Here is a 22,526-nt window from a genome sequence, read left to right as displayed (position 1 = left end):
TGTTACAGACACATCCGCGGACGCGGATCCACTCGAGATTCTGGGGGAATCATGACACTGTTCGTAATGGCAACGGTCGGCTTCGTCGGTATGGCAATCGCACTGCTCAACGACGGAAGCGACATGAATTTCCGTGGCCGCCAGTTGGCGGGCGCGTACCGCCAGCGCTGAGTCCGGCATACCGAATTCCTGCGCCGGGTGCACAGTTGGCAAGATTCGTGGGATGTGGACACACCCCCGAGCGATCGGCTTACTGGTCGGCTACGGCCTCGATCGAGTGTTCGCAGACCCACAACGCTGGCACCCGGTGGCAGGATTCGGCACCACGGCGCTGCGCGTCGAACACGTCCTCTATCGCGATAGTCGGACGCTGGGCGTCGTCCACGCAGTCGCGCTGATCGGCTCGGTGACCGCACTCGGCGTCGGGTCGAACCGCGTGGCCGTTCGTGTGGGTGCACCCGCCGAGGTCGCTCTGGTCGCGGCCGCTACCTGGGCCGCCCTCGGTGGCACGTCCCTGTCGAAGGTGGGTCGGCAGATGGCGGACCAGCTCGACAACAACGACCTCGCGAGCGCACGCGCACTGCTGCCGTCACTGTGCGGTCGGGATCCGGAACCACTCGACTCCGACGGCCTCGCGCGCGCCGCACTGGAGTCCATCGCGGAGAACACCTCCGACGCGACCGTCGGAGTGCTGGTGTGGGGAGCACTGGCCGGGGTGCCGGGAATTCTGGCCTACCGAGCGAGCAACACGCTCGACGCGATGGTCGGCTACCGGTCTCCGAAGTATCTGCGTTTCGGTTGGGCCGCAGCGCGAATCGACGACGTTCTGAACCTGCTACCGGCTCGCGTCACCGGTGTGGCGACGGTTGTCGCAGCGCCCTCGGTGCAGGGATCGCCCGCCCGAGCCCTGAAGATGTGGCGACGCGACGCCGCGCAGCACCCCAGCCCCAACGCCGGTGTTGCGGAGGCGTCGGCTGCCGGGGCACTGGGGCTGCAGCTCGGCGGCAGAACGCAGTACCGTCACGGCATCGAGATCAGGCCGACACTCGGTGACGGCCACTCGCCGACCGCACGCGATCTTCGTCGATCGGTGGCACTGTCGAGCCGAGTGCAGGAACTGTCCGCGGTCGCGTCAGCGATTCTTGCCGTAGCGATCGGCCAAGCGAGGATCCGACGGCGTCGTCGGGCGTGACGCCGCGCGCGCCTTTGCCCGCTTCTCGCGGCGGGTGGGCAGCGTGAATTCTTCTTCCTCGTCCGGTCCGGCCTTGTCCTCCGGCTCGGGCTCGGTCTCCGGCTCGCCGGACATCGCATTCGCGAGCTCGGCACGCGAATTGCGGCGTTCGCGTATCTCCGCCCGAGCGAAATACGCCAGACCCAGCGGTGCCATGATGCCGAACGCCAGCCACTGCAGACCGTAGGACAGATAGGGGCCCGCGTCGGTCTGCGGTAGCTCGATCAAGCCGAGACCGCCCGGCTGAGCGTCGTCGAGCTGCAGGTATCCGTCGATGGCGTCGACTCCGACCGCCGCGCCGATCTGTTCCGGATTGATGTTGTAGACCTGCAGCCGGCCGTCGTCCTCGACGGGCTCGCGCGAGGTGCCCTCGGCTTGGCGTACCCGTGCGTTCAGCGTCACTTCACCGGCGGGTGCCGCCTCGAACTCGGGCGCTCTGGTTCCCTCCACCGGCAACACGTACCCGCGATTGACGAGCACGGTGGGCCCGCCGTCGATCACGAACGGGGTGATGACCTCGTATGCGGGCTGATCACGGATGCTGCGCAGTCGCACCAGCACGTCGGAATCGGTGACATAGGCCCCGGAGGCGATGACCCGACGCCACTCGTCCTCGGCCGGAAACCCGTTTGCGGTGAGAACGTCGGAGATCGGCACCGGATCCGCGTCGACGGATCGGGTGATCAGATCGTTGCGCGCGGACGTCGAGGTGTTCTTCCCCAACTGCCACGGAGCGAGCACGCTGAAGCACAGGAACGCGAAGGCCAGCACCACCGCAGCCAGCACCAACCATTTGGGTCGCAGCAAGAACGCTAACTTTCGCACTCCACCACGGTAGCCGGGTCAGTGAGAGAGTCGAGACCGTGCCCAGTCCAGCATGCCGGGAACGGCACTTTCGATCTGCTCGCGCACCTCGGTGAACGCCGAATCGGACGAGTAGTACGGATCGGCCACCGACGAGTCGTCGGCATCGGGATCGAACGACCGCAGCAGGGCGACACGATCTGCCGGAGCGCCGAGCTGCAGCAGGGCGCGCGCATGACCGGTATCGAGCGCGACGATCAGATCTGCCGCCAGGTGATCCGACCCGACCTGCGCAGCCTCGTGCTCGCTGTCGTAGCCGTGGGCATCGAGCTCGGCGACGGTTCGTGGATCTGCGCCGTCGCCCACATGCCAACCGCCGGTCCCGGCGCTCGAGACACGCACCGCCTCGCCCAGACCGGCGTCGCGCAGATGCCCTGCGAAGACCTTCTCGGCCATCGGTGATCGGCAGATGTTGCCGGTGCACACGAAGGTCACATGCAGTGGCTCGTTCACTGCACGGCCGCCGTGTTCTGCTCCAACACGGTGGCCAATTCGTCCATGCTCGACGCGGTGAACGCGGCGTCGTCGCTCTCGCCGTCGACGCCGTAGCCCCACTCCACGTACACCGTGGGAATGCCGAATCGAGCGGCACCGTGCACGTCGTGATCACGATCACCGATCATGATCACCCCGGCTGTGCCGCCGTCCGCGGACTCCACCGGATCGATGCCGAGGTTGGTCAGCGAATGCGCGATCACATCGGACTTCGCCCGTCGGGTGCCGTCGTTGCTGGCACCGCCGATGAACTCGAAGTACGTCGACAGACCGAAGTGGTCCAGAATCCGAACGGCGAATCGCTCCGACTTCGACGTCGCAACGCCGAGGCGCACGCCGCGTTCCTGCAATCGCGTCAACACCGTCTCGATGCCGTCGAACGCGGTGTTCTCGGCCCAGCCGCGCTCGTCGTAGCGTTGGAAGTACGCCGCCAGTGCGCGCTGCGCTGCATCCTCGTCCAGGCCGAGCCCGCGCAACGTGTCGATCAGAGGTGGTCCGACGACCATCGACAGCTGTTCCTCGGTCGGTTCGGGAGCCTCCACCGACGCCAGAGCATGACGAAAACCGGCATGAATTCCCGGTGCGGAATCGGTCAACGTCCCATCGAGATCGAACAGGACAACGGACGCGGGAGCATCGACAGACATGGTCCGAGCCTATCGGTGCGGGCCGTTCGGTGACGGCGCGGCTACGCTCGTCGCGATGTCCGACACAGCTGCCGATCCCGATGCGCTACTCCGTCACCACGGCGACGTCGAGGTCGATTCCGGCTTCGTCGACTTCGCCGTCAACGTGCGCGGTGACGGACCGCCGGCATGGCTTCGCGATCGGCTGGCTGCGGCACTGAATTCGCTGGGCTCGTACCCGAGCAAGGCCGCCGACAAGGCCGCACGAGAACAGGTGGCCGAACACCACGGCCGATCACCGGACGAGGTGCTGCTGCTCAGTGGCGGGGCCGAGGGTTTCTCGATGCTGCCGCGGCTGGAGCCTCAGCTCGTAGCGACGATCCACCCGTCGTTCACCGAGCCCGACTGGGTACTGGAGCAGGCGGGCATTCCGGTGCACCGAGTGATCCTGCCGCCGCCCTTCGAGCTCGATCCGACGCTCGTGCCCGATGCCGCCGACATGGTGATCCTCGGCAACCCGACCAACCCCACCTCGGTTCTGCATCCCCGTGAGGCGGTACTGAGTCTGCGTGGACCCGGACGCACGCTGGTGGTCGACGAGGCCTTCGCCGACGCCGTTCTCGGGTCGGGGGAGTCGATTGCCTCACAGAGCCTTCCCGACGTACTGGTTCTGCGCAGTCTGACGAAGACGTGGGCGCTGGCGGGATTGCGATGCGGATATGCGCTGGGCCACCCCGACGTCCTCGCGAAGCTGCAATACGGCCGCGCGCATTGGCCGCTGGGGAGCCTGCAGCTCGAAGCGATCCGCGCCTGTACCGAACCGTTCGCGACGCAGCAGGCACGCGCCGAGTCCGAACGAATTCACCGCGAACGAACCGCGATGATCCCGCGACTCGAGGCTCTCGGCCTCTTTGTCGCAGGCCCGGCTCGCGCCCCGTTCCTGCTGCTGCGCGTCGACGGAGCCGATTCGGTCCGAGAACGCCTGCGCACGATGGGTATCGCGGTGCGGCGTGCAGACACGTTCCCGGGGCTCGACCGTCACTACCTGCGCGTCGCAGTACGGGACTCGCAGCAGGTCGACATACTGGTGGACGCGTTGAACACCGTTCTGTGAGGAGAGCATCGACCATGGCAGTGACACTGGCGGACGTCATCGAGGTACTCGACGATGCGTACCCACCGCGCTTGGCCGAGAGCTGGGACTCGGTGGGCCTGGTGTGCGGGGATCCCGAAGCTGTTGTGCAGCAGGTCGTGTACACCGTCGACGTCACCGACGCCGTGGTCGACGACGCCATCGCTCGGGGTGCCGACCTCATCGTCGCCCACCATCCCTTGCTGCTCAAAGGCGTCGACACCGTCGCGGCCGATACCGCGAAGGGCTCGGTGATCCATCGCCTGATCAAGGCCGACTGCGCGCTGTTCACCGCCCACACCAACGCCGACTCCGCCGATCCCGGTGTCTCCGATGCACTCGCGTCCGCCCTCGGGGTGGTCGACACCCGGCCACTCGACCCCATTCCTGCTCCCGCGCATGACAAGTGGGTGGTCTTCGTGCCGACCTCCGACTCGGCCGCAGTGCGACAGGCGATGTTCGACGCCGGAGCCGGACAGATCGGCGAGTACAGCGAAGCCAGCTGGCAGAGCGCAGGACTCGGCCAATTCCGTCCGGGTCCGAATGCGCACCCGACGCTCGGTGTTGCCGGAGAGGTGCACACCGAGGCGGAGGATCGCATCGAAGTCGTTGCCCCGAAAGGGCTACGTGCAGAAGTGCTTTCGGCGATGCGTCGGGCACACCCGTACGAGGAGCCCGCGTTCGACGTCTTCGAGTCCGCGGCCTTACCGTCGTGCACCGGTTTGGGGCGCATCGGAAAGCTACCGAATCCGATGACCCTCGCCGAGTTCACCGACGTCGTCCGCGAGGCGTTGCCTGCCACGACATGGGGAGTACGTGCGGCAGGGAATCCTGAGGCCACGGTCTCGGTGGTTGCGATGTGTGGGGGAGCGGGTGACTCGTTCCTGTCCGCGGTGGCGCGCACCGACGCCGATGTGTACGTCACCTCGGATCTGCGGCACCACCCCGTCGACGAGCATCTGCGCGCCGGTGGACCCGCCGTGATCGACACCGCGCACTGGGCCTCGGAGTTTCCGTGGTGCGAACAGGCGAGAGGCATCGTCGACGCCGCGTTCGGCGACACCGACGGGTGGGGCAGCCGCGTCACCGACGTGCGCACCGACCCGTGGACGCTGTGACCATCGAGCCCAGCGACCGGCGGTGAGGTGGATCCGGCTGTCTGGGTTTCGGGTAGCCGGTAGGGTGATCTCTTATCAACTTCCATAGTCGCAGGAGTCATCAAGCGTGAACGTCGATCCCAAAGTCCAGGCCTCGCTGCTCGAATTGGCCGGTGTGGATACCGAACTCTCGCAGATCGCCCACCGCCGCAAGAGCCTCCCCGAGCAGCAGGAGGTGGACAAGCTCGAGACCGAGCGCACCACCCGCAAGGATGCCGCGGTGACGGTGCAGATCTCGATGGACGATCTCGATCGGGACATCCGCAAACTCGAAGGCGAGGTCGACGCGGTCCGGCAACGCGAGGCTCGCGACAAGAAAATGCTCGAGAGCGGCACCATCGCCCCGAAGCAGATGACCGAACTGCAGCACGAACTCGGCAGCCTCGAACGTCGCCAGGGCATCCTCGAGGAGGAGCTGCTCGAGGTCATGGAGCAGCGCGAGGCCAGTGAGCGGGACTACGAGCATGCCGGTGCGCAGCTGACGCAGATCGAAGACGAACTTGTCGATGCCGGCCGTCGCCGCGACGACGCCGTCGCAGACCTCGACGTCGCTGAGAAGCGCAGCGCCGAGCGCCGCGAATCGTTGGCCTCGGGATTGCCCGCGGATCTGCTTGCGCTCTACGAGAAGCAGCGAGCGCTCACCGGCCGCGGTGCGGCACTGCTGCAGGCTCGCCGTTGCGGAGCGTGTCGCATCGAACTCGATCGCAACGAGATCGCAAGCATCGCCAACAAGCCCGCGGATGCTCTCATTCGTTGCTCGGAGTGCAATGCAATCCTGGTGCGCACCAAGGAATCCGGGATTTGAGTCAGATGTCGAGGGTCGTCGCCGAGGCCGACGGTGGATCGCGTGGCAACCCCGGCCCGGCCGGGTACGGCGCAGTGGTGTTCAGTGCCGATCGCTCGCAGGTTCTGGCCGAGCGTCGGGCATCGCTCGGCGTGGCCACGAACAACGTCGCCGAGTACAACGGACTGATTGCAGCACTGAGCGCGGCTCGTGATGTCGGGGCGCGTGAGGTCGCGGTCCGCATGGACTCCAAACTCGTCGTCGAACAGATGTCCGGGCGCTGGAAAGTGAAGCACCCGGACATGATTCCGCTTCAGCGCACAGCGGCCGACCTGGCCCGCCACTTCGATTCCGTGACCTACGAGTGGATTCCGCGTTCGCAGAACTCGCACGCCGACGCACTGGCGAACGAGGCTATGGACGCCGCGGCCGAGGGTGCGGACCTATCGGAATTGCCCGATGCCGAGCCGGTGGCGAAGAAGGCCGAGTCGCCCGGCTGGACCGGTGCCATGGGGGAGCCGACTCGCCTGCTGTTGCTGCGTCACGGCCAGACCCCCATGTCGGTGGACCGGCGCTACTCCGGTCGCGGCAACCCCGATCTGACCGAATTGGGTCGACGTCAAGCCGATTCTGCCGCAACGGTTCTGGGGTCGCGCACCGATATCGACGCCATCGTTGCCTCGCCACTGGGGCGCGCGCAACAGACCGCCTCGGCGACAGCCGACCGCTTGGGATTGCCCGTCACCACCGTCGACGGTCTCATCGAGACCGACTTCGGCGACTGGGAAGGCCTCACGTTCACCGAGGCCATGGAACGTCACCCCGACGCGCACAAGGCGTGGCGCGGCGACACCTCCGTCGCACCACCGAACGGGGAGAGCTTCGACGCGGTGCGCATGCGCATCGAAGCAACCCGCGACCAGTTGCTCACCGAGTACGCCGGGAAGACCCTTCTGGTGGTCACACACGTGACACCGATCAAGATGCTGCTGCAACTCGCCCTCGACGTCGGCCCGTCGCTGCTGTATCGACTGCACCTCGACCTCGCGTCGCTGAGCATCGCCGAGTTCTACCCCGACGGCGGGGCATCGGTGCGATTGGTGAACGACACCTCGCACTTGACTCGGCTGGCCTGATCTTTCGGAGCGTCGATGGAGGGCGCGGTTCGTATGTCCGAGAACAGAATTCGCGAGCCTGCGGCGGCGCGCTGGATTGTATTGGCATCGTTCGCATCCGCCGCTGGTGGTCTGGCAGTCGCGTTCGGGTGGCGGTACGGGGTGACGCGGACGTGGATCGATGCGGATTCACCACCGCCTGTGGCTTCGGGTGACACCGGGTACTTCCGCGTGTACGACTACGTGCAATACGTGTCGGGTCCGCCGTGGTGGCCGGTTACGTGGGTCCTTCCGGTTGCCGCTCTTGTGATCGGCACCGTCGTGTCGGTCGCTATCGGATGGTTCCGTCTCGGCCGAAAGACCGGTCGGCTGACGCTTGGGGCGGCCCCACTCGTGGCGGGAAGCATCGTCGGCGCGGGGGCAGCATGGTGGGCACGGAGCCAACCTCCCGAAATCCGCGACAGGATGGTCGCGAACCCCTATTTCGACGACCTCGGGCCGACCGGCGCTGCGCGTCTGGACATCTACGGCGGTCCGCCGTTGTTCGACACCGTGCATGCGGGGCAGCTGTTGCCGGTGATGGGAGCGGTGATCGGTGCCACGGTGTTCGGTGTGGTGCTGGCGGTCTCGAAACTCCGCGCACGACGCTTGCCCTGACTCCGCGCCGATTGTCGAGCAGGTTGGCCGACGGCCTTATCCGACAGCTGTCGGGACTCGCCTGTTCGATGCACGAGCTGCATGGCATGGGTCAGATCTGCAACGCAAGCCACAGGCCCGCGACGGCACCGACAATGGTCAACGGTGTCGTGATGACGCCCAATACCGTGAATGTCCGCAGATCTGCCGGCTCGTCGTTGGCCGAAGCGACGCGTCGCCACAGCATGATTGCCAGCGACCCGACGTAGGTCAGGTTGGGTCCGAGGTTCACGCCTATCACCATGGCCAACAGCAACGCCGGGGGAGCATCAGCACCGAACGCGGCCAGCAGCAGCAGCGTCGCGGGCAGGTTGTTGACGATGTTCGACGCCACCGCCGCAATGGCTGCGGCTGCCAGCAGCGATGCGAAGGTGGTGTCCGACGGCAGAATTCGCGTCAGCCAGTCGCCGATCGGGCCGGTGGTGACGCCGAGAACGACGATGCCGAGCAGAAAGACGAAGCCGCAGAACGGTAGATCGGCACCGCGCAGAATGGCGCGAGCACTGGTGTGCCGGCACCGGAGTGCGGGGACGGCCAATGCCACCGATCCCATCGCGGCCACCCAGAACGGTTCGACGTCGAACAGGCCTGCCACCGCGAAGCCGATGAGTGTTGTGCCGAGGATGGCCAGCGTGGTTCGCGGTGCGGGGACGTCCTCGGCGCTCTGCTGAGTCGACTTCTCCGGCGGTGCGGCGGTGCGGCTCAGATCCTTGCGGAAGAAGATCAGGAACACCGCCAACTCGATGGCCACCGCGAAAACCCACGGTAGTGCCATCAGAGCGGTGAAATGCAGGAAGGTGAGTCCGGTCGCGGCGAAGGCGAGAAGGTTGGTCAGGTTCGACACCGGCAGCAGCGTCGACGCCGAATTGGACAGGTGCGCAGTGGCGTAACTGTGCGGACGTGGCGACATCCCCAGAATCCGCGCAGCACCGATGATGGCCGGCGTCAGCAGAACCACGGTGGCGTCGAGGCTCAGTACAGCGGTGGTCGATGCTGCTGCAGCGAACACGAGGGTGAGCAATCGGCGGGGACTGCCCTTGGATCCTCGGCGGAGCCTCGCGGCTATCCACGTGAACACTCCGAGGGCGTCCGAGAGGTGCGCCAGGATCAGGATGAACGCCAGAAAGACCACGGTCGGAGCGAGTTCGAGTACTTGCTCGCGTGCGGCGTCGAGGCTGACGAGGCCGACGAGCAGAACGACCGCCGCGGCTGGAAGTGCGGCAACGATCTCCGGGAGACCGCGCGGGCGCACGATGGCGAAGACGAGAACGGCGGCCACCAGTGCCGCGGCAAGAACGGTCACGCGAGAATCTTCACCAGTGTGCGCACGTTTCGGGTGGTGGTCGTGGCCTTGTACTTCGCTTTGGCCGTGGCTTTGCCGAACGTGCTGTCGGTGGTGTTGCCCTTGCGGACCTCCCAGTAGAGCACGCTGTTCCCCTCGGCGATCCTTTCGAGTTCCGGGTCGAGTTCGTCTGCAAGAGCGGACAATTCGGTCAAATGGCTGTCGTCGCTACCGAACACCACATAAGGATGCCAGCCCTCCCGCTCGGCGTCGAACGGGTACGACTCCACTATCGCTCGAAGTGTGGACACGTCCAGGACGACAACCCAGGCCTGGTAGCCGAACGCCTGGGCGAGCGTGCTCTCCGCCTGTGTCTTGACGGCGTCCGCGGTCAGCGAGGAGCCCAGCAGAACATTGCCAGTCGCCAGAACGGTGCGGACATCGGTGAAGCCGGCCGATGTCAGGGCCTCACGGAGATCGGCCATCTTGATGTTGATGCCACCGACGTTGATGCCGCGGAGCAACACGACCCACTCATTCATGGGAGGAACTGTAGTTCGGTTCCCGGCTGGCGCGGCTCGCCGAGTAGAGTGTGCAACCGCGAACGAGTTGGCCGGACGGCTGCGGCTCGGAGGACCGGCGAACGAGTGTCGTCGCGCTTCGGGCCGAGGAAAGTCCGGACTCCACAGAGCAGGGCGGTTGTTAACGGCAACCCGAGGTGACTCGCGGGACAGTGCCACAGAAAACAGACCGCCTGCGGATCGGTTCTTCGGAGTCGAACTGCAGGTCAGGGTGAAACGGTGCGGTAAGAGCGCACCAGCATCCCAGGTGACTGGGATGGCTAGGTAAACCCCGCCCGGAGCAAGGTCGAAGGCTGCATCGCGCAAGGGGTGCAGCTGCGCAGGTGCTCGAGGGCTGCTCGCCCGAGCCTGCGGGTGGACTGCTCGAGGTACCCGGCAACGGTGTGCCCAGATGGATGGTCGTCGACGTCGGACCTGCGAGAGCAGGAACGGCAGACAGGATCCGGCTTACAGGCCGACTCGTTCGCACTCACCATTTCTCCCGCAGTTCGCCTGCGGCGTCGCTCCATGGGGCACACTGGAAGTCATGACCGACGACGACACCTCCTGGTACTACGACATCAGCACCAAGCAGGTCGTACAGGGCAAGCAGACCAACGCCCTCGACCGCATGGGCCCGTATCCGGACAAGGCCACCGCGGAGCAGGCGCTGAAGATCGCCGCGGCGCGCAACAAGGCCGCAGATTCCGACGACGACTGGAACAACTGACGGTGCTGCTCACCCGGCTGAGGGCCCCGGGCTTCGACTTCGAGACCATCAGATCCGAGTTCGCACTGACCGAAGCGTTCGACGCCGACGTGATGCGCGAGGCCATCGAAGCCCGAGACCTGCACGCCGACAGCAGAATCGACCGCACCGACATCCCGTTCGTCACCATCGACCCACCCGGCTCGAAGGACCTCGACCAAGCCGTACACATCGAGAAGACGTCGAACGGCTTGGTGGTGCACTACGCGATCGCCGACGTGGGCGCACTGGTGACGCCCGGTGGAGCTCTCGACACCGAAACCCGTCGGCGCGGCCAGACGTTCTACCTCCCCGACGGATCCGTGCCGTTGCATCCACGAGAGCTGTCGGAAGGTTCGGGCAGCCTGCTGGAGGGGCAGACTCGCTGCGCCGCGCTGTGGACCATCAAACTCGACGACGTCGGCGAGGCGGCCGCGTGGACCGTCACCCGCGCCCTGGTGCGCTCTGTTGCACGGCTCGACTACGCCGCGGTGCAGGCCGACGTCGACGCAGGCACACCGCACCCCTCCATCGCGGCACTGCCGGAATTCGGGGCACAGCGCGCGGCCGCAGCCAGACGACGCGGGGCAATCGACATCACACTGCCCGAGCAGGAAGTGACGCCGCACGGAAAAGGGTGGCGCATCGATCTGCAGCCCCGCACGGCAGTGGACGGGTGGAACGCCGAGGTGTCGCTCTTGACGGGGATGTGCGCCGCCAGAATCATGCTCGACGCCGGCATCGGCCTCGTCCGTACACTCCCACCCGCGCCCGCCGAGGCCGTGGAGACGTTGAAGAAGACCGCAACCGCGCTCGGAATCGATTGGCCGGCAGGGGCGTCGGCCGGCGCAGTGCTGGCCGGTTTGCCTACCGGTGAGCCGTCGACACTGGCGATGATGACCCAGGCGACCGGTTTGCTGCGTGGTGCGGACTATCGCGCATTCGATCGCACCACCAACCCTGCCGACAGCGACGAATCGGTGGAACATTCTGGAATCGGTGCCCCGTACGCCCACGTGACGGCACCACTGCGGCGGCTGTCCGATCGCTTCGCCACCGAGGTCTGCCTGGCGGTCGTCGCCGGAACTCCGATACCGGACTGGGCCGCGCAGGCATTGCCGGAGCTGCCTGCAATCATGCGCGGATCGGATTCCGCGGCATCGAAAGTGGACCGCGCCTGCATCGACCTCACCGAAGCGCACGTACTCAAAGACCGAGTGGGCGAGCAATTCTCAGCGGTCGTACTGCGCGGTGCCGAGGGCAAGCGGGATGCCGAGGTGTTGGTGTCCGAACCGATCGTCCTCGGCAAGTGCGACGGGGAACCGCCCGCGGGGGAGTCGGTGAAGGTCCGGTTGACCCGGGCCGACACCGACTCGCGCGCAGTACGATTCGACTACTCGGCGGTCACGGCCTGAAACGATCCGTCGCCTCCACGAGGTGATGCACGATGCCGGGCTCGGCCGCAGAATGACCGGCATCGTCGACGATCACCAGATCTGCTGAGGGCCAGGCCTTGTGCAGTGCCCACGCGCTCGTTGCCGGGCACACGACGTCGTAGCGGCCCTGCACGATGACACCGGGAATGCCGTCGAGCAGGTGGGCGTCGCGCAGCAGTTGATTCTCTTCGAGAAAGCAGTTGTTCCGGAAGTAGTGGTTCTCGATACCAGCGAACGCCAGTGCGAACCGTGCATCCGAATTGGACTGCACTGCATCCGGTTTGGGCAGCAGGTAACTCGTCGCTGCCTCCCAGGTGGACCATGCCACCGCAGCTCGCGTCGCGGCTTCGTGGTCCTCGGACATCAGCTGCCGGTGATACGCCTCGACGAGATTGCCGTCGCGCTCGTCTTCCGGAATGGGTTCGAGAAACTTCTCCCACAGATCGGGGAAGATGTGGCCTGCCCCGCCGCCGTAGTACCAGGCGATCTCCGACGGACGCACGAGAAAGATTCCCCGTAGTACGAGCCCACGCACACGATCACGGTGCGACTGCGCGTACGCCAGGGACAGCGTCGAGCCCCACGAACCGCCGAACACAAACCACGTGTCGATACCCAGGTGCTCGCGGAGCTTCTCCATGTCCGAGATCAACCGGTCGGTGGTGTTGACCGACAGATCTGCACCGTCGGCAATGTGCGGGGTCGACTGCCCGCAGCCGCGCTGATCGAACAACACGATTCGATAGGCCTGCGGGTCGAAATACCTGCGCTGCAACGGATTGGTGGCACCGCCCGGACCGCCGTGCACGAACACTACCGGCGCACCGTCGGGATTGCCGGAGACCTCCCAGTAGATCTGTTGGCCGTCGCCGACATCGAGGTGGCCGGTCTCCGCCGGATCGATTTCGGGGTAGAGGGTCCGCATCTCAGAAGCCCACCAGACCGGACGCGAGGTCCGGAATGTCGAGCGATCGGATGGCCTCGTCTCGTACGTCCGAACAGGTTTCCGTCGTGATGTCGTCGATGATCGCTCGGTCCTGCACCACCTGAAGATTGATGACGCCGCTCTGCGCCGCCCAGGTCTGCACGAGAATGTTGAGCCCGCCGCGACCAAGGGTGGGCCCTTGGACGCGCCAATTGGACAGCTGCGCTTCGAGATCGGTGCACAGCTGCTGCTTCTGCGCGTCGGTGATCGCTGCGCCCGCAGGCGGTGCGGTGACCGTCGGGGTCGGTGCGACCGTCGTGGTGGACGACGAACCGGTGTTGGTGGTGTCGGTGCTGCATGCAGTCGCTACGACGAGAAGCGCAGCCGCGCCTGCCAATGCGACTGCGCTTCTTCCTGCAATGGACGTCGTACCCCGTCTGATTGTCATGGCCCCGAGTGTGCCACCCGAACTCCGGCGAGGCGAGAACGATCAGTAGCTGTGTTCGGGCCCGGGGAAGACTCCCGATCGCACCTCGGACATGTACGTCGTTGCCGCGGTCCGCAGTGAATCGCCGACGTCGGCGAACTTCTTCACGAACTTCGCGGTCTTGCCATTGGTGTATCCGGCCATGTCCTGCCACACCAGTACCTGCGCGTCGCATTCGTTGCCCGCGCCGATACCGACCGTCGGAATGGTCAGCTTGCGGGTGACCTGGCCGGCGATGTCGGCGGGAACCATCTCCATGACGACGGCGAATGCACCCGCCTCCTGGACTGCGATGGCGTCGGCCACCAGCTGCTCGGACGCGTCTCCGCGACCCTGCACGCGGAATCCACCCAACGTGTTGACGCTCTGCGGGGTGAAGCCGACGTGAGCCATCACCGGGATGCCTGCGGCAGTGATCGCGGCGATCTGAGCGGCCACGCGCTCGCCGCCCTCGAGCTTGACTGCGCCTGCGAGCCCTTCCTTCATGAACCGAACTGCGGTCTCGAGGGCCTGCTGCGGCGAGGCCTCGTACGTGCCGAAGGGCAGATCCGCCACGACGAGGGCGTGCGGTGCGCCGCGGACCACTCCGCGAACCAACGGAAGAAGCTCGTCCACGGTGATCGGCACGGTGGTGTCGTAGCCGTAGACGACGTTTGCCGCCGAATCGCCGACGAGGAGAACAGGTACGCCGGCTTCCTCGAAGATGCGGGCGCTGGAGTAGTCGTATGCGGTGAGCATTCCCCAGCGCTCACCGTCGGCCTTCATCTGCAGAAGGTGGTGGGTGCGGGTCTTGCGGGTCAACGCGGTGGAGGGTGCTTCCTGGGCAGATCCGCCGTACACAGCAGTTTCGGACATCTTTGTCCCTTTCTGGTCCTCGAGGCCCGCTCGGCGGGTCCCCGGGATGGGGTGTGATGACGTGCTCGAGTCTGCCACTGCGCGCGAACTGCCGGGCAGCTACCGGCAGTGCAATTCGTCACACCTCGTCGAGCGTCGCGTGGTCCCGCCAGCCGTTGGTGATCGGCATGCGGCGATCGCGACCGAACGCACGAGAGGTGACCTTGGTACCGATCGGGTACTGGCGCCGCTTGTATTCCGACGCATCGACCTTGCGCAGAATGTCCGCGACCACCGCCGCGTCGAACCCGGCCGCCACGATGTCCGCGAACCCTTGGTCGTGATCGACGTAGCGAAACACGATGGCGTCCAGTTCGTCGTAGTCGGGCAACGAGTCGGTATCGAGCTGGCCCGGCCGGAGCTCGGCGGACGGCGGCTTGTCGATGCTCGACTCGGGTATCGGAGGGATGTCACCACGGTCGGCAGCGGACTTGTTTCGCCACCGCGCCAGATCCCACACGAGTGACTTCGGCACGTCCTTGATCGGCGCGAAGCCGCCGACGGCATCCCCGTAGATCGTCGAATAGCCCACGGCCAGCTCGGATTTGTTACCGGTGGCCAGCACCAGATGGCCGAAGCTGTTCGACAGTGCCATCAACACCATGCCCCGGCAGCGGGCCTGAATGTTCTCCTCGGCCAAGCCGGTCAGATGCAGCTGGTCGACGTAGCAGGCCACCATGTTCGCAATGGGCTCGACGCGGAAATGGATACCGGTGCGCGACGCGAAATCCTCTGCGTCGGTGCGGGAGTGACCCGACGAGTACGTCGAGGGCATCGACACTCCGTGTACCGCGTCGTGGCCGAGGGCGTCGACTGCGATGGCGGCGACCACCGCAGAATCTATCCCGCCGGACAATCCGAGAGCCACCGAACGAAAACCGTTCTTGTGCACATAGTCTCGTAGTCCGGTCACCAGTGCGCCCCACACTTGTTCCTCGGTGCTCGCTATCTCTGCGAGGTACGGCTCGGCTCGCTGCCAGCCGGTGATCGCGACGTCGGGCAGCGGTATCCGGTCGATGCTCCAGCCGGGTACCGCCGCGGCGTCCGGACCCGGATCGGCGGGCGCATCGACGTCGACGATCAACAGATGCTCGACGAACTGCGGGGAGCGGCCCCAGGTGGAACCGTCGGGCCCGACGACGAAGCTCGCCCCGTCGAACACCAGCTCGTCCTGTCCACCGACCACGTTGACGTAGGCGATCGGGGCACCGATCTCGGTGGCTCGGCGCGCGGCGATGGAGCGGCGCACCTCGTCCTTTCCTTGCTCGAAAGGGCTGGCGTTGAGGCAGAGCAACATGTCGACTCCGGCTGCCCCGTAGGCCGGCACCGGCCCGCCCGGCTGCCAGATGTCCTCGCAGACAACGACACCGAGCCGCAGGCCGTTCACCGTCGTGATGCTCAGGCCGGATCCCGGAGCGAAGTAGCGGGCCTCGTCGAACACCCGGTAGGTGGGGAGCGAGTGCTTGTCGTATCGAGTGGCAACCCGTCCATCGGTGATCACTGCCGCGCTGTTCCGCGAGCCCTCGGCGTCGCGATCGAGGTAACCGACCACCACGATGCGGTCGCCGCACCCGGCACTGTCCAAGGCGGCAGCCAGCTCGGTGAGGGCGCGAGCCGATGCGGCGGCGAACGACGGTCGCAGAGCCAGATCCTCGACGGGGTATCCGGTCAGCGCCATCTCCGGGAACACCACCACGTTGGCACCGTCGTGGGCCGCGCGGACCGTCCACTCGACGATGGCTGCGGAGTTCGCCGCAAGATCGCCTACGACGGAGTTGATCTGGGCGAGGGCGAGTCGAAGTGCCTGCACTGCGCCCACGCTAGTGCTCGCACGACGTCCCCGCCGGGCAGCGAGAGCGGCGCGCTCGAAAGACCTGGCACGATCGTGTCCATGAGAACGCCCACCAGGAAGTCGGCCGTGGCGATGTCGGCCGTGGCCGTGGTGCTCGCAGGCTGCTCCGGCCCCGAGCCCACCGCCACACCGGAGAACTCCGCGGTGCCCGACGCCTCGTCGCCGGCATCGGTCGCCGGCCCGATTCCCTCGGGGCTCGAGGCGTTCTACACGCAGACGCTGGAGTGGGAGTCCTGCGACAGCTACAACACCGACGGCAGTGAACTGGGAAGAGCCGTCGAGTGCGCGATGGTGACTGTGCCGTTGGATTATGCAGACCCCGAGGGCAAGACGATCGAGGTCGCCATCTCGCGAACGGAGGCGACGGGCGAGAAGATCGGGTCGGTACTGATGAACCCGGGCGGGCCCGGGTCGTCGGGGCTCTACCTCGCCGGGCAGGCGGAAGGCACCGCCGTCGCCGATCGCTTCGATCGGATCGGCTTCGACCCGCGCGGGATCGGAGCATCCGATCCGGAGGTGCGATGCCTGACATCCGAGGAGGTCGACGAGGAACGTCGCGAACCCGATGTGGACGTCAGCCCCGAGGGCATCGCGGCGACCGAGGCCGAACATCGGGACTACGCCGCGCAGTGCGTCGAGCGCACCGGGGCGGACGTGCTCGAACACGTCGGCACCCGGGAAGTGGTGCGCGACATGGACGTCATCCGTGCGGTACTCGGCGACGAGAAACTGACCTACATCGGTTACTCCTACGGCACCCGAATCGGGACCGCGTACGCCGAGGAGTTCCCGTCCAACGTGCGCGCAATGGTGCTCGACGGTGCGCTCGATCCGGACCAGTCACCCGTCGACGAAGCCGTCGCCCAGGGCGCGGCATTCCAGACCGCGTTCGATCAGTTCGCCGCCGACTGTGCACAGACCGACACCTGCCCGCTCGGAACCGATCCGGCCCAGGCCGTCGAGCAGTTCCGATCGCTGGTCGACCCGCTGATAGACCAGCCGGCCGAGACGACCGACCCTCGCGGTCTCAGCTACGACGATGCGATCACCGGTGCCCAGCAGGCGCTGTACTCGCAGCAGCTGTGGCGTCTGCTGCGGGCCGGATTGAACGAACTGCGCGACGGCAGGGGCGACACCCTGCTCCGGCTCGCCGACACCTACTCCGGACGGCTCGAGGACAGCAGCTACACCAACATCGACGACGCGTTCAACGCTGTTCGCTGCGTCGACGGCCCGCCGACCACCGATCGCGCCGAGGCCGACGCGGCGGACGTCAGGTTCCGCGCCGCCGCGCCGTATCTGGACGACGGCCGGGCGACGGGCAACGCGCCGCTCGACCTGTGCGCCTTCTGGCCGGTGCCGAACACGAGCGAACCGCACATCGTCGACGTCGAGGGACTGCCGAACCTGGTGGTGGTCTCGACGACCGACGATCCGGCCACGCCGTACCAGGCAGGTGTGGAGTTGGCTGCTCAGCTGCGCGGCGATCTGGTGACCTACGAGGGCACCCAGCACACGGTCGCCTTCTCGGGCGTCGAGTGCATCGACGATCCGTTGGTGAACTATCTTGTCGATCTGGTTCCGCCGGGGGACGGATTGCGGTGCTGACGTGCTACCTCACCACCTGGAAAGTGTGCTGAGAGTTTCACGAAGTGAGACCGAATTCACGATGTAACACAGATTTAACTCCGTTTGCTTACTCTCGCGTTCATGGATCGTCAAAAGGAATTCGTGCTCCGGACCCTCGAAGAGCGCGACATTCGTTTCGTCCGCCTCTGGTTCACCGACGTCCTCGGGTACCTCAAGTCGGTGGCCATCGCCCCCGCCGAGCTCGAGGGGGCTTTCGACGAGGGAATCGGTTTCGACGGTAGCGCCATCGAAGGATTCGCTCGCGTGTCCGAGGCCGACACCGTGGCCAAGCCCGATCCGTCGACGTTCCAGATTCTGCCGTGGTCCACCAGCAAGGGCCACCAGCACTCGGCGCGGATGTTCTGCGACATCGCCATGCCCGACGGCTCGCCGTCCTGGGCCGACTCGCGCCACGTGTTGCGTCGCCAGTTGAGCAAGGCCGCGGACCTCGGGTTCAGCTGCTACGTGCACCCCGAGATCGAATTCTTCCTGCTCAAGGACGCCCCGCAGGACGGCTCACCGCCGACCCCGGCCGACAACGGCGGTTACTTCGACCAGGCCGTGCACGACTCGGCCCCGAACTTCCGCAGGCATGCCATCGACGCGCTCGAGTCGATGGGAATCTCGGTCGAGTTCAGCCACCACGAGGCCGCACCCGGCCAGCAGGAGATCGACCTCCGCTACGCCGACGCACTGTCGATGGCCGACAACATCATGACCTTCCGCTACGTGGTCAAGGAAGTCGCCATCGAGGAGGGTGTGCGCGCGACGTTCATGCCCAAGCCGTTCAGCGACCAGGCCGGCTCGGCGATGCACACGCACATGAGCCTGTTCGAGGGCGACGCCAACGCCTTCCACAACCCGGACGATCCGATGCAGCTCTCGGAGACCGGCAAGTCGTTCATCGCCGGCATCCTCGAACACGCCAACGAGATCAGCGCCGTGACCAACCAGTGGGTCAACTCCTACAAGCGACTCGTGCGCGGCGGCGAAGCACCGACCGCTGCATCCTGGGGACCGGCGAACCGCTCGGCACTGATCCGCGTGCCGATGTACACCCCGAACAAGGCATCCTCGCGGCGCGTCGAGATCCGTAGCCCGGACTCGGCCTGCAACCCGTACCTGGCATTCGCGGTGCTGCTCGCGGCCGGTCTTCGCGGAATCGAGAAGGGCTACACCCTGCCGCCCGAGGCCGAGGAAGACGTGTGGGCGTTGACCTCCGCCGAGCGTCGCGCCATGGGGTACAAGGAACTACCGGGCAACCTCGATCAGGCCTTGAACGCGATGGAAGGCTCCGAACTGGTCGCCGAAGCACTGGGCGAGCACGTCTTCGACTTCTTCCTCCGCAACAAGCGTCGCGAGTGGGAGGAATACCGCAGTCACGTCACGCCGTACGAGCTGAAGGCCTACCTGGGTCTTTAACAGCGCGGCGTCGTCATGGGCTACGTTCTACTCGATCCTTCAATGGTAGTTCCGATGCCGACGCGAGCACCCTCGCGCCGCTGTGTACTGACGACGAGGTAATTCTGTGGCACCCCGAGGTGGATTGTAGATGGTGCGTCCTCCGACCTCCAGATCCGTCGTTCCCGGACCGGGCCGTCTCGGCCTCGTCGAAGAAACTGCGCCGTCCGACCTGCGCACCCTCGGCTGGACGGGGGAGGAAAGCCTCGAGCTGCTGTGGTCGCTCTCCCGTGCGCCCAACGCGGACCTCGCACTGCGGACGCTGGTGCGGATGTACGAACTGCTGGGTGCCGGGTGGGCCGAGTTCGACTCGGCACTGCGCACCGACAAGGGCTTCCGCGGGCGCATCCTCGGCCTCGTCGGCGCTTCCAGTGCGCTCGCCGATCACCTGGTTGCCGACGACAGCACCTGGCGTCTGCTGCTGACCAAGGAAGGTCAGAGCAGCGGAGTCTCGGCGAAGATCGAGCTCCCCACCAAAGCCACCCTGGTCGCGGAACTGCTCGAGGCCGTCGGGGCCGAACCCGAGACCGGCCCCAACGCCGCACCGGACCTGTACCGCGCGACCGTCACAGGACCGCCCGCGGTGATCGCGCTGCGCAAGAAGTACCGCGACCAGATCATGGTGCTGGCGGCATACGACCTCGCCGCGACCGTCGAGAACGAACCCGTCCTGCCGTACACAGTGGTCGGGTCACAGCTTTCCGACATGGCCGACGCTGCGCTCACCGCCGCACTGGCGGTGGCGGTTGCCACCGTGTGCCCGGACGCTCCGTGTCCGACGCGTCTGGCCGTCGTCGCGATGGGCAAATGCGGTGCGCGCGAACTCAATTACGTCTCCGACGTCGATGTCGTGTTCGTCGCCGAGCCCGCCGACTCGCAGGCGAGCCGCATCGCCGGTGAGATGATGCGCATCGGATCCTCGGCGTTCTTCGAGGTGGACGCGGCGCTGCGTCCCGAGGGCAAGCGCGGCGAGCTGGTCCGCACCCTGGATTCGCATGTTGCCTACTACAAGCGTTGGGCCAAGACCTGGGAGTTCCAGGCGCTGCTCAAAGCCCGTCCGATGACCGGCGACATCGCGCTCGGCAACGATTACGTCGACGCGGTCAACCCGATGGTGTGGTTGGCCAGCCAGCGCGAGGACTTCGTGCCCGAAGTGCGCGCCATGCGGCGTCGCGTCGAGGAGATGGTGCCGCCCGAGCTCCGCGAGCGCGAGATCAAACTCGGGCGCGGCAGCCTGCGGGACGTCGAATTCGCCGTCCAGCTCTTGCAATTGGTGCACGGTCGAACCGACGAGTCGCTGCGCGTTCTCGGCACGACCGACGCACTGACCGCGCTCACCGAGGGCGGCTACGTCGGCCGCGACGATGCCGCGAACCTGACGGCCTCCTACGAGTTTCTCCGGCTGATCGAGCACCGCCTGCAGATGCAGCGAATGCGTCGCACACACACCCTGCCTCCTCAGGACGACGAGGAAGCCCTGCGGTGGCTGGCCCGTTCGGCGCACATGCGACCCGACGGCAACCGCGACGCCCTCGGCGTGCTGAACGCCGAGATCAAGCGCAATGCGCAGCGCATCCGCCGGTTGCACGCCAAGCTCTTCTACCGGCCGTTGCTCGACTCGGTGGTCAAGTTCGACTCCGAGACGGTGCGTCTGACGCCCGACGCCGCAACGCGTCAGCTCGCTGCGCTCGGCTACGCAACCCCGCAGAATGCGTTGGGCCACCTGCGTGCGCTCGTCGCCTCGGGCACCCGCCGCGGTCAGATTCAGGCGGTGTTGCTTCCGACGCTGCTCGAATGGCTCGCCGATACCCCCGACCCCGATGCCGGACTGCTCAACTACCGCAGGCTGTCCGAATCGGCGGGGGAGCAGACGTGGTTCCTGCGCGTGCTGCGCGACGAGGGTGCCGTGGCACAGCGCCTGATGATCGTGCTCGGCTCCTCGGCCTACGTGCCGGATCTGTTGATCAAAGCTCCCGAGGTCATCCGTCTGTTCGCCGACGGACCTACAGGTCCGCGCCTGCTCGATGTCGAGCCGGAAGAGACGTACCGCGCCATCCTGTCGTCCTCGGCTCGGTACGAGGATCCGGTGCGGGCGATCAACGCAGCTCGGGCGCTGCGGCGTCACGAACTGGCCCGCGTGGCCTCGGCGGACATCCTCGGCATGCTCGACGTGCCTCAGGTGTGCCGGGCGCTGTCCTCGGTCTGGGCCGCCGTCATCAATGCCGCCCTCGCAGCAGCCGTACGCGCCAGCGAGATCGAGCGCGGGGAACCGGCACCGGCAACTCTGGCCGTCATCGGCATGGGGCGCCTCGGCGGCGGCGAACTCGGCTACGGCAGCGACGCCGACGTCCTGTTCGTCTGCGATCCGGTCGACGGTGCCGACGAGACCGTTGCGGTCAAGTGGGCCAACACCATTGCCGATCGCATCCGCAAACTGCTCGGCGCGCCCAGCACCGACCCGCCCCTCGAGGTCGACACCGGTCTGCGACCGGAAGGGCGAAGCGGACCGGTGGTGCGCACCCTGTCGTCGTACGCCGCGTACTACTCGCAGTGGGCTCAGGCCTGGGAAGTGCAGGCTCTGCTGCGCGCACACCAGGTGGCCGGCGACCAGGATCTCGGAATCCGATTCCTGCTGATGGCCGACAAGGTGCGCTACCCCGAGGGCGGCGTGTCCGCCGACGCGGTCCGCGAAATCCGACGCATCAAGGCGCGCATCGACTCCGAGCGTCTACCCAAGGGGGCCGACCCCTCCACCCACACCAAGCTCGGACGTGGGGGACTGGCAGACATCGAGTGGACCGTCCAGCTGATCCAGCTCAGGTACGCGCACAAGGTCCTGACGCTGCACAACACCTCGACTCTGCAGTCGCTCGACGCCATCGGCGCAGCCGAGCTCATGAGCGAAACCGACGTCGAATTGCTCAGGGAGGCGTGGATTCTCGCAACCAAGGCCCGCAACGCGCTGGTTCTGGTCCGCGGTAAGCCCACCGATCAGCTGCCGCGACCGGGAGCTGTCCTGTCGGCGGTCGCGCAGGTAGCGGGCTGGGAGAACGGCGACGCCGGAGCGTTCCTCGACAACTACCTACGAGTGACGCGTCGAGCAAAGGCAGTGGTGGAGAGGACCTTCGGCGGGAACTAGTCCCCGTCTGCCT

20 protein-coding genes and 1 other RNA gene are annotated in these 22,526 nt (G+C 66.4%); 12 read left to right on the top strand and 9 right to left on the bottom strand.

Going from position 1 to position 22,526, the window contains the following annotated elements; translation table 11 throughout:
* Window positions 1-223: 223 nt before the first annotated feature.
* On the top strand, window positions 224-1,192 hold the full coding sequence (locus CH283_RS15760; protein ID WP_094640160.1) for a cobalamin biosynthesis protein: 969 nt from the start codon (window positions 224-226) through the stop codon (window positions 1,190-1,192).
* Here CH283_RS15760 and CH283_RS15755 read toward each other — a convergent pair.
* Genes CH283_RS15755 through CH283_RS15745 form a run of 3 tightly spaced genes read right to left on the bottom strand, consistent with a single transcriptional unit; the run spans window position 1,133 to window position 3,237 of the window.
* Window positions 1,133-2,056 carry an SURF1 family cytochrome oxidase biogenesis protein gene (locus tag CH283_RS15755; protein WP_068052193.1) on the bottom strand — a complete coding sequence of 308 codons (924 nt, stop codon included), beginning with the start codon at window positions 2,054-2,056 and terminating at the stop codon, window positions 1,133-1,135. The genes CH283_RS15760 and CH283_RS15755 overlap by 60 nt on opposite strands.
* 18 nt (window positions 2,057-2,074) lie before the next feature.
* Window positions 2,075-2,548 carry a low molecular weight protein-tyrosine-phosphatase gene (locus tag CH283_RS15750; protein WP_176460271.1) on the bottom strand — a complete coding sequence of 158 codons (474 nt, stop codon included), beginning with the start codon at window positions 2,546-2,548 and terminating at the stop codon, window positions 2,075-2,077.
* Window positions 2,545-3,237: an HAD-IA family hydrolase gene (locus CH283_RS15745; RefSeq protein ID WP_094640159.1), complete on the bottom strand. Its 693-nt coding sequence runs from the start codon at window positions 3,235-3,237 to the stop codon at window positions 2,545-2,547. The genes CH283_RS15750 and CH283_RS15745 overlap by 4 nt, the downstream gene beginning before the upstream one ends.
* Window positions 3,238-3,292: 55 nt before the next feature.
* Here CH283_RS15745 and cobC point away from each other — a divergent pair, with 55 nt between their 5' ends.
* From cobC to CH283_RS15720, 5 genes are all read left to right on the top strand, one after another.
* A complete protein-coding gene (gene cobC / locus CH283_RS15740) occupies window positions 3,293-4,330 on the top strand; it encodes an Rv2231c family pyridoxal phosphate-dependent protein CobC (RefSeq protein ID WP_094640407.1) in 1,038 nt (345 codons plus the stop codon).
* Between the two features lie 14 nt (window positions 4,331-4,344).
* Window positions 4,345-5,466: a Nif3-like dinuclear metal center hexameric protein gene (locus CH283_RS15735; RefSeq protein WP_094640158.1), complete on the top strand. Its 1,122-nt coding sequence runs from the start codon at window positions 4,345-4,347 to the stop codon at window positions 5,464-5,466.
* Window positions 5,467-5,572: 106 nt separating this feature from the next.
* On the top strand, window positions 5,573-6,310 hold the full coding sequence (locus CH283_RS15730) for a zinc ribbon domain-containing protein (protein WP_032394446.1): 738 nt from the start codon (window positions 5,573-5,575) through the stop codon (window positions 6,308-6,310).
* A gap of 5 nt (window positions 6,311-6,315) precedes the next feature.
* Window positions 6,316-7,425, top strand: coding sequence for a bifunctional RNase H/acid phosphatase (locus CH283_RS15725; RefSeq protein ID WP_094640157.1), 1,110 nt, complete (start codon window positions 6,316-6,318; stop codon window positions 7,423-7,425).
* 33 nt (window positions 7,426-7,458) lie between these two features.
* A complete protein-coding gene (locus CH283_RS15720; RefSeq protein ID WP_094640156.1) occupies window positions 7,459-8,061 on the top strand; it encodes a hypothetical protein in 603 nt (200 codons plus the stop codon).
* 91 nt (window positions 8,062-8,152) lie between these two features.
* Here CH283_RS15720 and CH283_RS15715 read toward each other — a convergent pair whose 3' ends face one another.
* Window positions 8,153-9,403: an SLC13 family permease gene (locus CH283_RS15715; protein WP_094640155.1), complete on the bottom strand. Its 1,251-nt coding sequence runs from the start codon at window positions 9,401-9,403 to the stop codon at window positions 8,153-8,155.
* Complete coding sequence (locus CH283_RS15710) at window positions 9,400-9,924, bottom strand: DUF1697 domain-containing protein (protein ID WP_094640154.1); 525 nt, start codon at window positions 9,922-9,924, stop codon at window positions 9,400-9,402. The genes CH283_RS15715 and CH283_RS15710 overlap by 4 nt, the downstream gene beginning before the upstream one ends.
* A 63-nt stretch (window positions 9,925-9,987) precedes the next feature.
* Between CH283_RS15710 and rnpB the strand changes: the two genes are divergently transcribed.
* The 3 genes from rnpB to CH283_RS15695 all read left to right on the top strand — a co-directional run bounded on the left by rnpB (window position 9,988) and on the right by CH283_RS15695 (window position 12,105).
* Window positions 9,988-10,429, top strand: an RNA gene (gene rnpB, locus CH283_RS15705) — RNase P RNA component class A.
* A gap of 60 nt (window positions 10,430-10,489) precedes the next feature.
* Window positions 10,490-10,672 carry a hypothetical protein gene (locus CH283_RS15700; protein ID WP_045194843.1) on the top strand — a complete coding sequence of 61 codons (183 nt, stop codon included), beginning with the start codon at window positions 10,490-10,492 and terminating at the stop codon, window positions 10,670-10,672.
* A 2-nt stretch (window positions 10,673-10,674) separates the two neighbouring features.
* Complete coding sequence (locus tag CH283_RS15695) at window positions 10,675-12,105, top strand: RNB domain-containing ribonuclease (RefSeq protein ID WP_176460270.1); 1,431 nt, start codon at window positions 10,675-10,677, stop codon at window positions 12,103-12,105.
* Here the strand turns inward: CH283_RS15695 and pip are convergent.
* The 4 genes from pip to CH283_RS15675 all read right to left on the bottom strand — a co-directional run bounded on the left by pip (window position 12,095) and on the right by CH283_RS15675 (window position 16,242).
* Complete coding sequence (gene pip / locus CH283_RS15690) at window positions 12,095-13,051, bottom strand: prolyl aminopeptidase (protein ID WP_094640153.1); 957 nt, start codon at window positions 13,049-13,051, stop codon at window positions 12,095-12,097. The genes CH283_RS15695 and pip overlap by 11 nt on opposite strands.
* Before the next feature lies 1 nt (window position 13,052).
* Window positions 13,053-13,499: a hypothetical protein gene (locus CH283_RS15685; protein WP_176460269.1), complete on the bottom strand. Its 447-nt coding sequence runs from the start codon at window positions 13,497-13,499 to the stop codon at window positions 13,053-13,055.
* A gap of 42 nt (window positions 13,500-13,541) precedes the next feature.
* Window positions 13,542-14,393, bottom strand: coding sequence for a 3-methyl-2-oxobutanoate hydroxymethyltransferase (panB, locus tag CH283_RS15680; RefSeq protein ID WP_068052164.1), 852 nt, complete (start codon window positions 14,391-14,393; stop codon window positions 13,542-13,544).
* Between the two features lie 118 nt (window positions 14,394-14,511).
* Window positions 14,512-16,242, bottom strand: coding sequence for an NAD+ synthase (locus CH283_RS15675; RefSeq protein WP_094640405.1), 1,731 nt, complete (start codon window positions 16,240-16,242; stop codon window positions 14,512-14,514).
* An 81-nt stretch (window positions 16,243-16,323) separates the two neighbouring features.
* On the opposite strand from CH283_RS15675, the gene CH283_RS15670 reads away from it, so the two are divergent.
* From CH283_RS15670 to CH283_RS15660, 3 genes are all read left to right on the top strand, one after another.
* Complete coding sequence (locus tag CH283_RS15670) at window positions 16,324-17,892, top strand: alpha/beta hydrolase (RefSeq protein ID WP_094648543.1); 1,569 nt, start codon at window positions 16,324-16,326, stop codon at window positions 17,890-17,892.
* Between the two features lie 102 nt (window positions 17,893-17,994).
* Complete coding sequence (gene glnA, locus CH283_RS15665) at window positions 17,995-19,335, top strand: type I glutamate--ammonia ligase (RefSeq protein ID WP_032379097.1); 1,341 nt, start codon at window positions 17,995-17,997, stop codon at window positions 19,333-19,335.
* Between the two features lie 130 nt (window positions 19,336-19,465).
* The gene (locus CH283_RS15660) at window positions 19,466-22,513 is read left to right on the top strand and encodes a bifunctional [glutamine synthetase] adenylyltransferase/[glutamine synthetase]-adenylyl-L-tyrosine phosphorylase (RefSeq protein ID WP_094640152.1); all 3,048 of its coding nucleotides are present in this window, start codon (window positions 19,466-19,468) and stop codon (window positions 22,511-22,513) included.
* Window positions 22,514-22,526: the final 13 nt, after the last annotated feature.

Origin of the sequence: Rhodococcus sp. 05-2254-2, assembly GCF_002259095.1 — a bacterium.
Classification (GTDB): domain Bacteria; phylum Actinomycetota; class Actinomycetes; order Mycobacteriales; family Mycobacteriaceae; genus Rhodococcoides.
This window is presented reverse-complemented; position numbering and strand designations above follow the sequence as displayed.

What these genes read in the sequence shown, in the direction of transcription:
- CH283_RS15720 (WP_094640156.1), top strand. Translation starts at nt 7,459, where the DNA reads ATGTCCGAGAACAGAATTCGCGAGCCTGCGGCGGCGCGCTGGATTGTA.
- CH283_RS15745 (WP_094640159.1), bottom strand. Translation starts at nt 3,237, where the DNA reads ATGTCTGTCGATGCTCCCGCGTCCGTTGTCCTGTTCGATCTCGATGGG.
- glnA (WP_032379097.1), top strand. Translation starts at nt 17,995, where the DNA reads ATGGATCGTCAAAAGGAATTCGTGCTCCGGACCCTCGAAGAGCGCGAC.
- CH283_RS15660 (WP_094640152.1), top strand. Translation starts at nt 19,466, where the DNA reads ATGGTGCGTCCTCCGACCTCCAGATCCGTCGTTCCCGGACCGGGCCGT.
- panB (WP_068052164.1), bottom strand. Translation starts at nt 14,393, where the DNA reads ATGTCCGAAACTGCTGTGTACGGCGGATCTGCCCAGGAAGCACCCTCC.
- pip (WP_094640153.1), bottom strand. Translation starts at nt 13,051, where the DNA reads ATGCGGACCCTCTACCCCGAAATCGATCCGGCGGAGACCGGCCACCTC.
- CH283_RS15700 (WP_045194843.1), top strand. Translation starts at nt 10,490, where the DNA reads ATGACCGACGACGACACCTCCTGGTACTACGACATCAGCACCAAGCAG.
- CH283_RS15725 (WP_094640157.1), top strand. Translation starts at nt 6,316, where the DNA reads ATGTCGAGGGTCGTCGCCGAGGCCGACGGTGGATCGCGTGGCAACCCC.
- CH283_RS15670 (WP_094648543.1), top strand. Translation starts at nt 16,324, where the DNA reads ATGAGAACGCCCACCAGGAAGTCGGCCGTGGCGATGTCGGCCGTGGCC.
- CH283_RS15685 (WP_176460269.1), bottom strand. Translation starts at nt 13,499, where the DNA reads ATGACAATCAGACGGGGTACGACGTCCATTGCAGGAAGAAGCGCAGTC.
- CH283_RS15760 (WP_094640160.1), top strand. Translation starts at nt 224, where the DNA reads ATGTGGACACACCCCCGAGCGATCGGCTTACTGGTCGGCTACGGCCTC.
- CH283_RS15710 (WP_094640154.1), bottom strand. Translation starts at nt 9,924, where the DNA reads ATGAATGAGTGGGTCGTGTTGCTCCGCGGCATCAACGTCGGTGGCATC.
- cobC (WP_094640407.1), top strand. Translation starts at nt 3,293, where the DNA reads ATGTCCGACACAGCTGCCGATCCCGATGCGCTACTCCGTCACCACGGC.
- CH283_RS15735 (WP_094640158.1), top strand. Translation starts at nt 4,345, where the DNA reads ATGGCAGTGACACTGGCGGACGTCATCGAGGTACTCGACGATGCGTAC.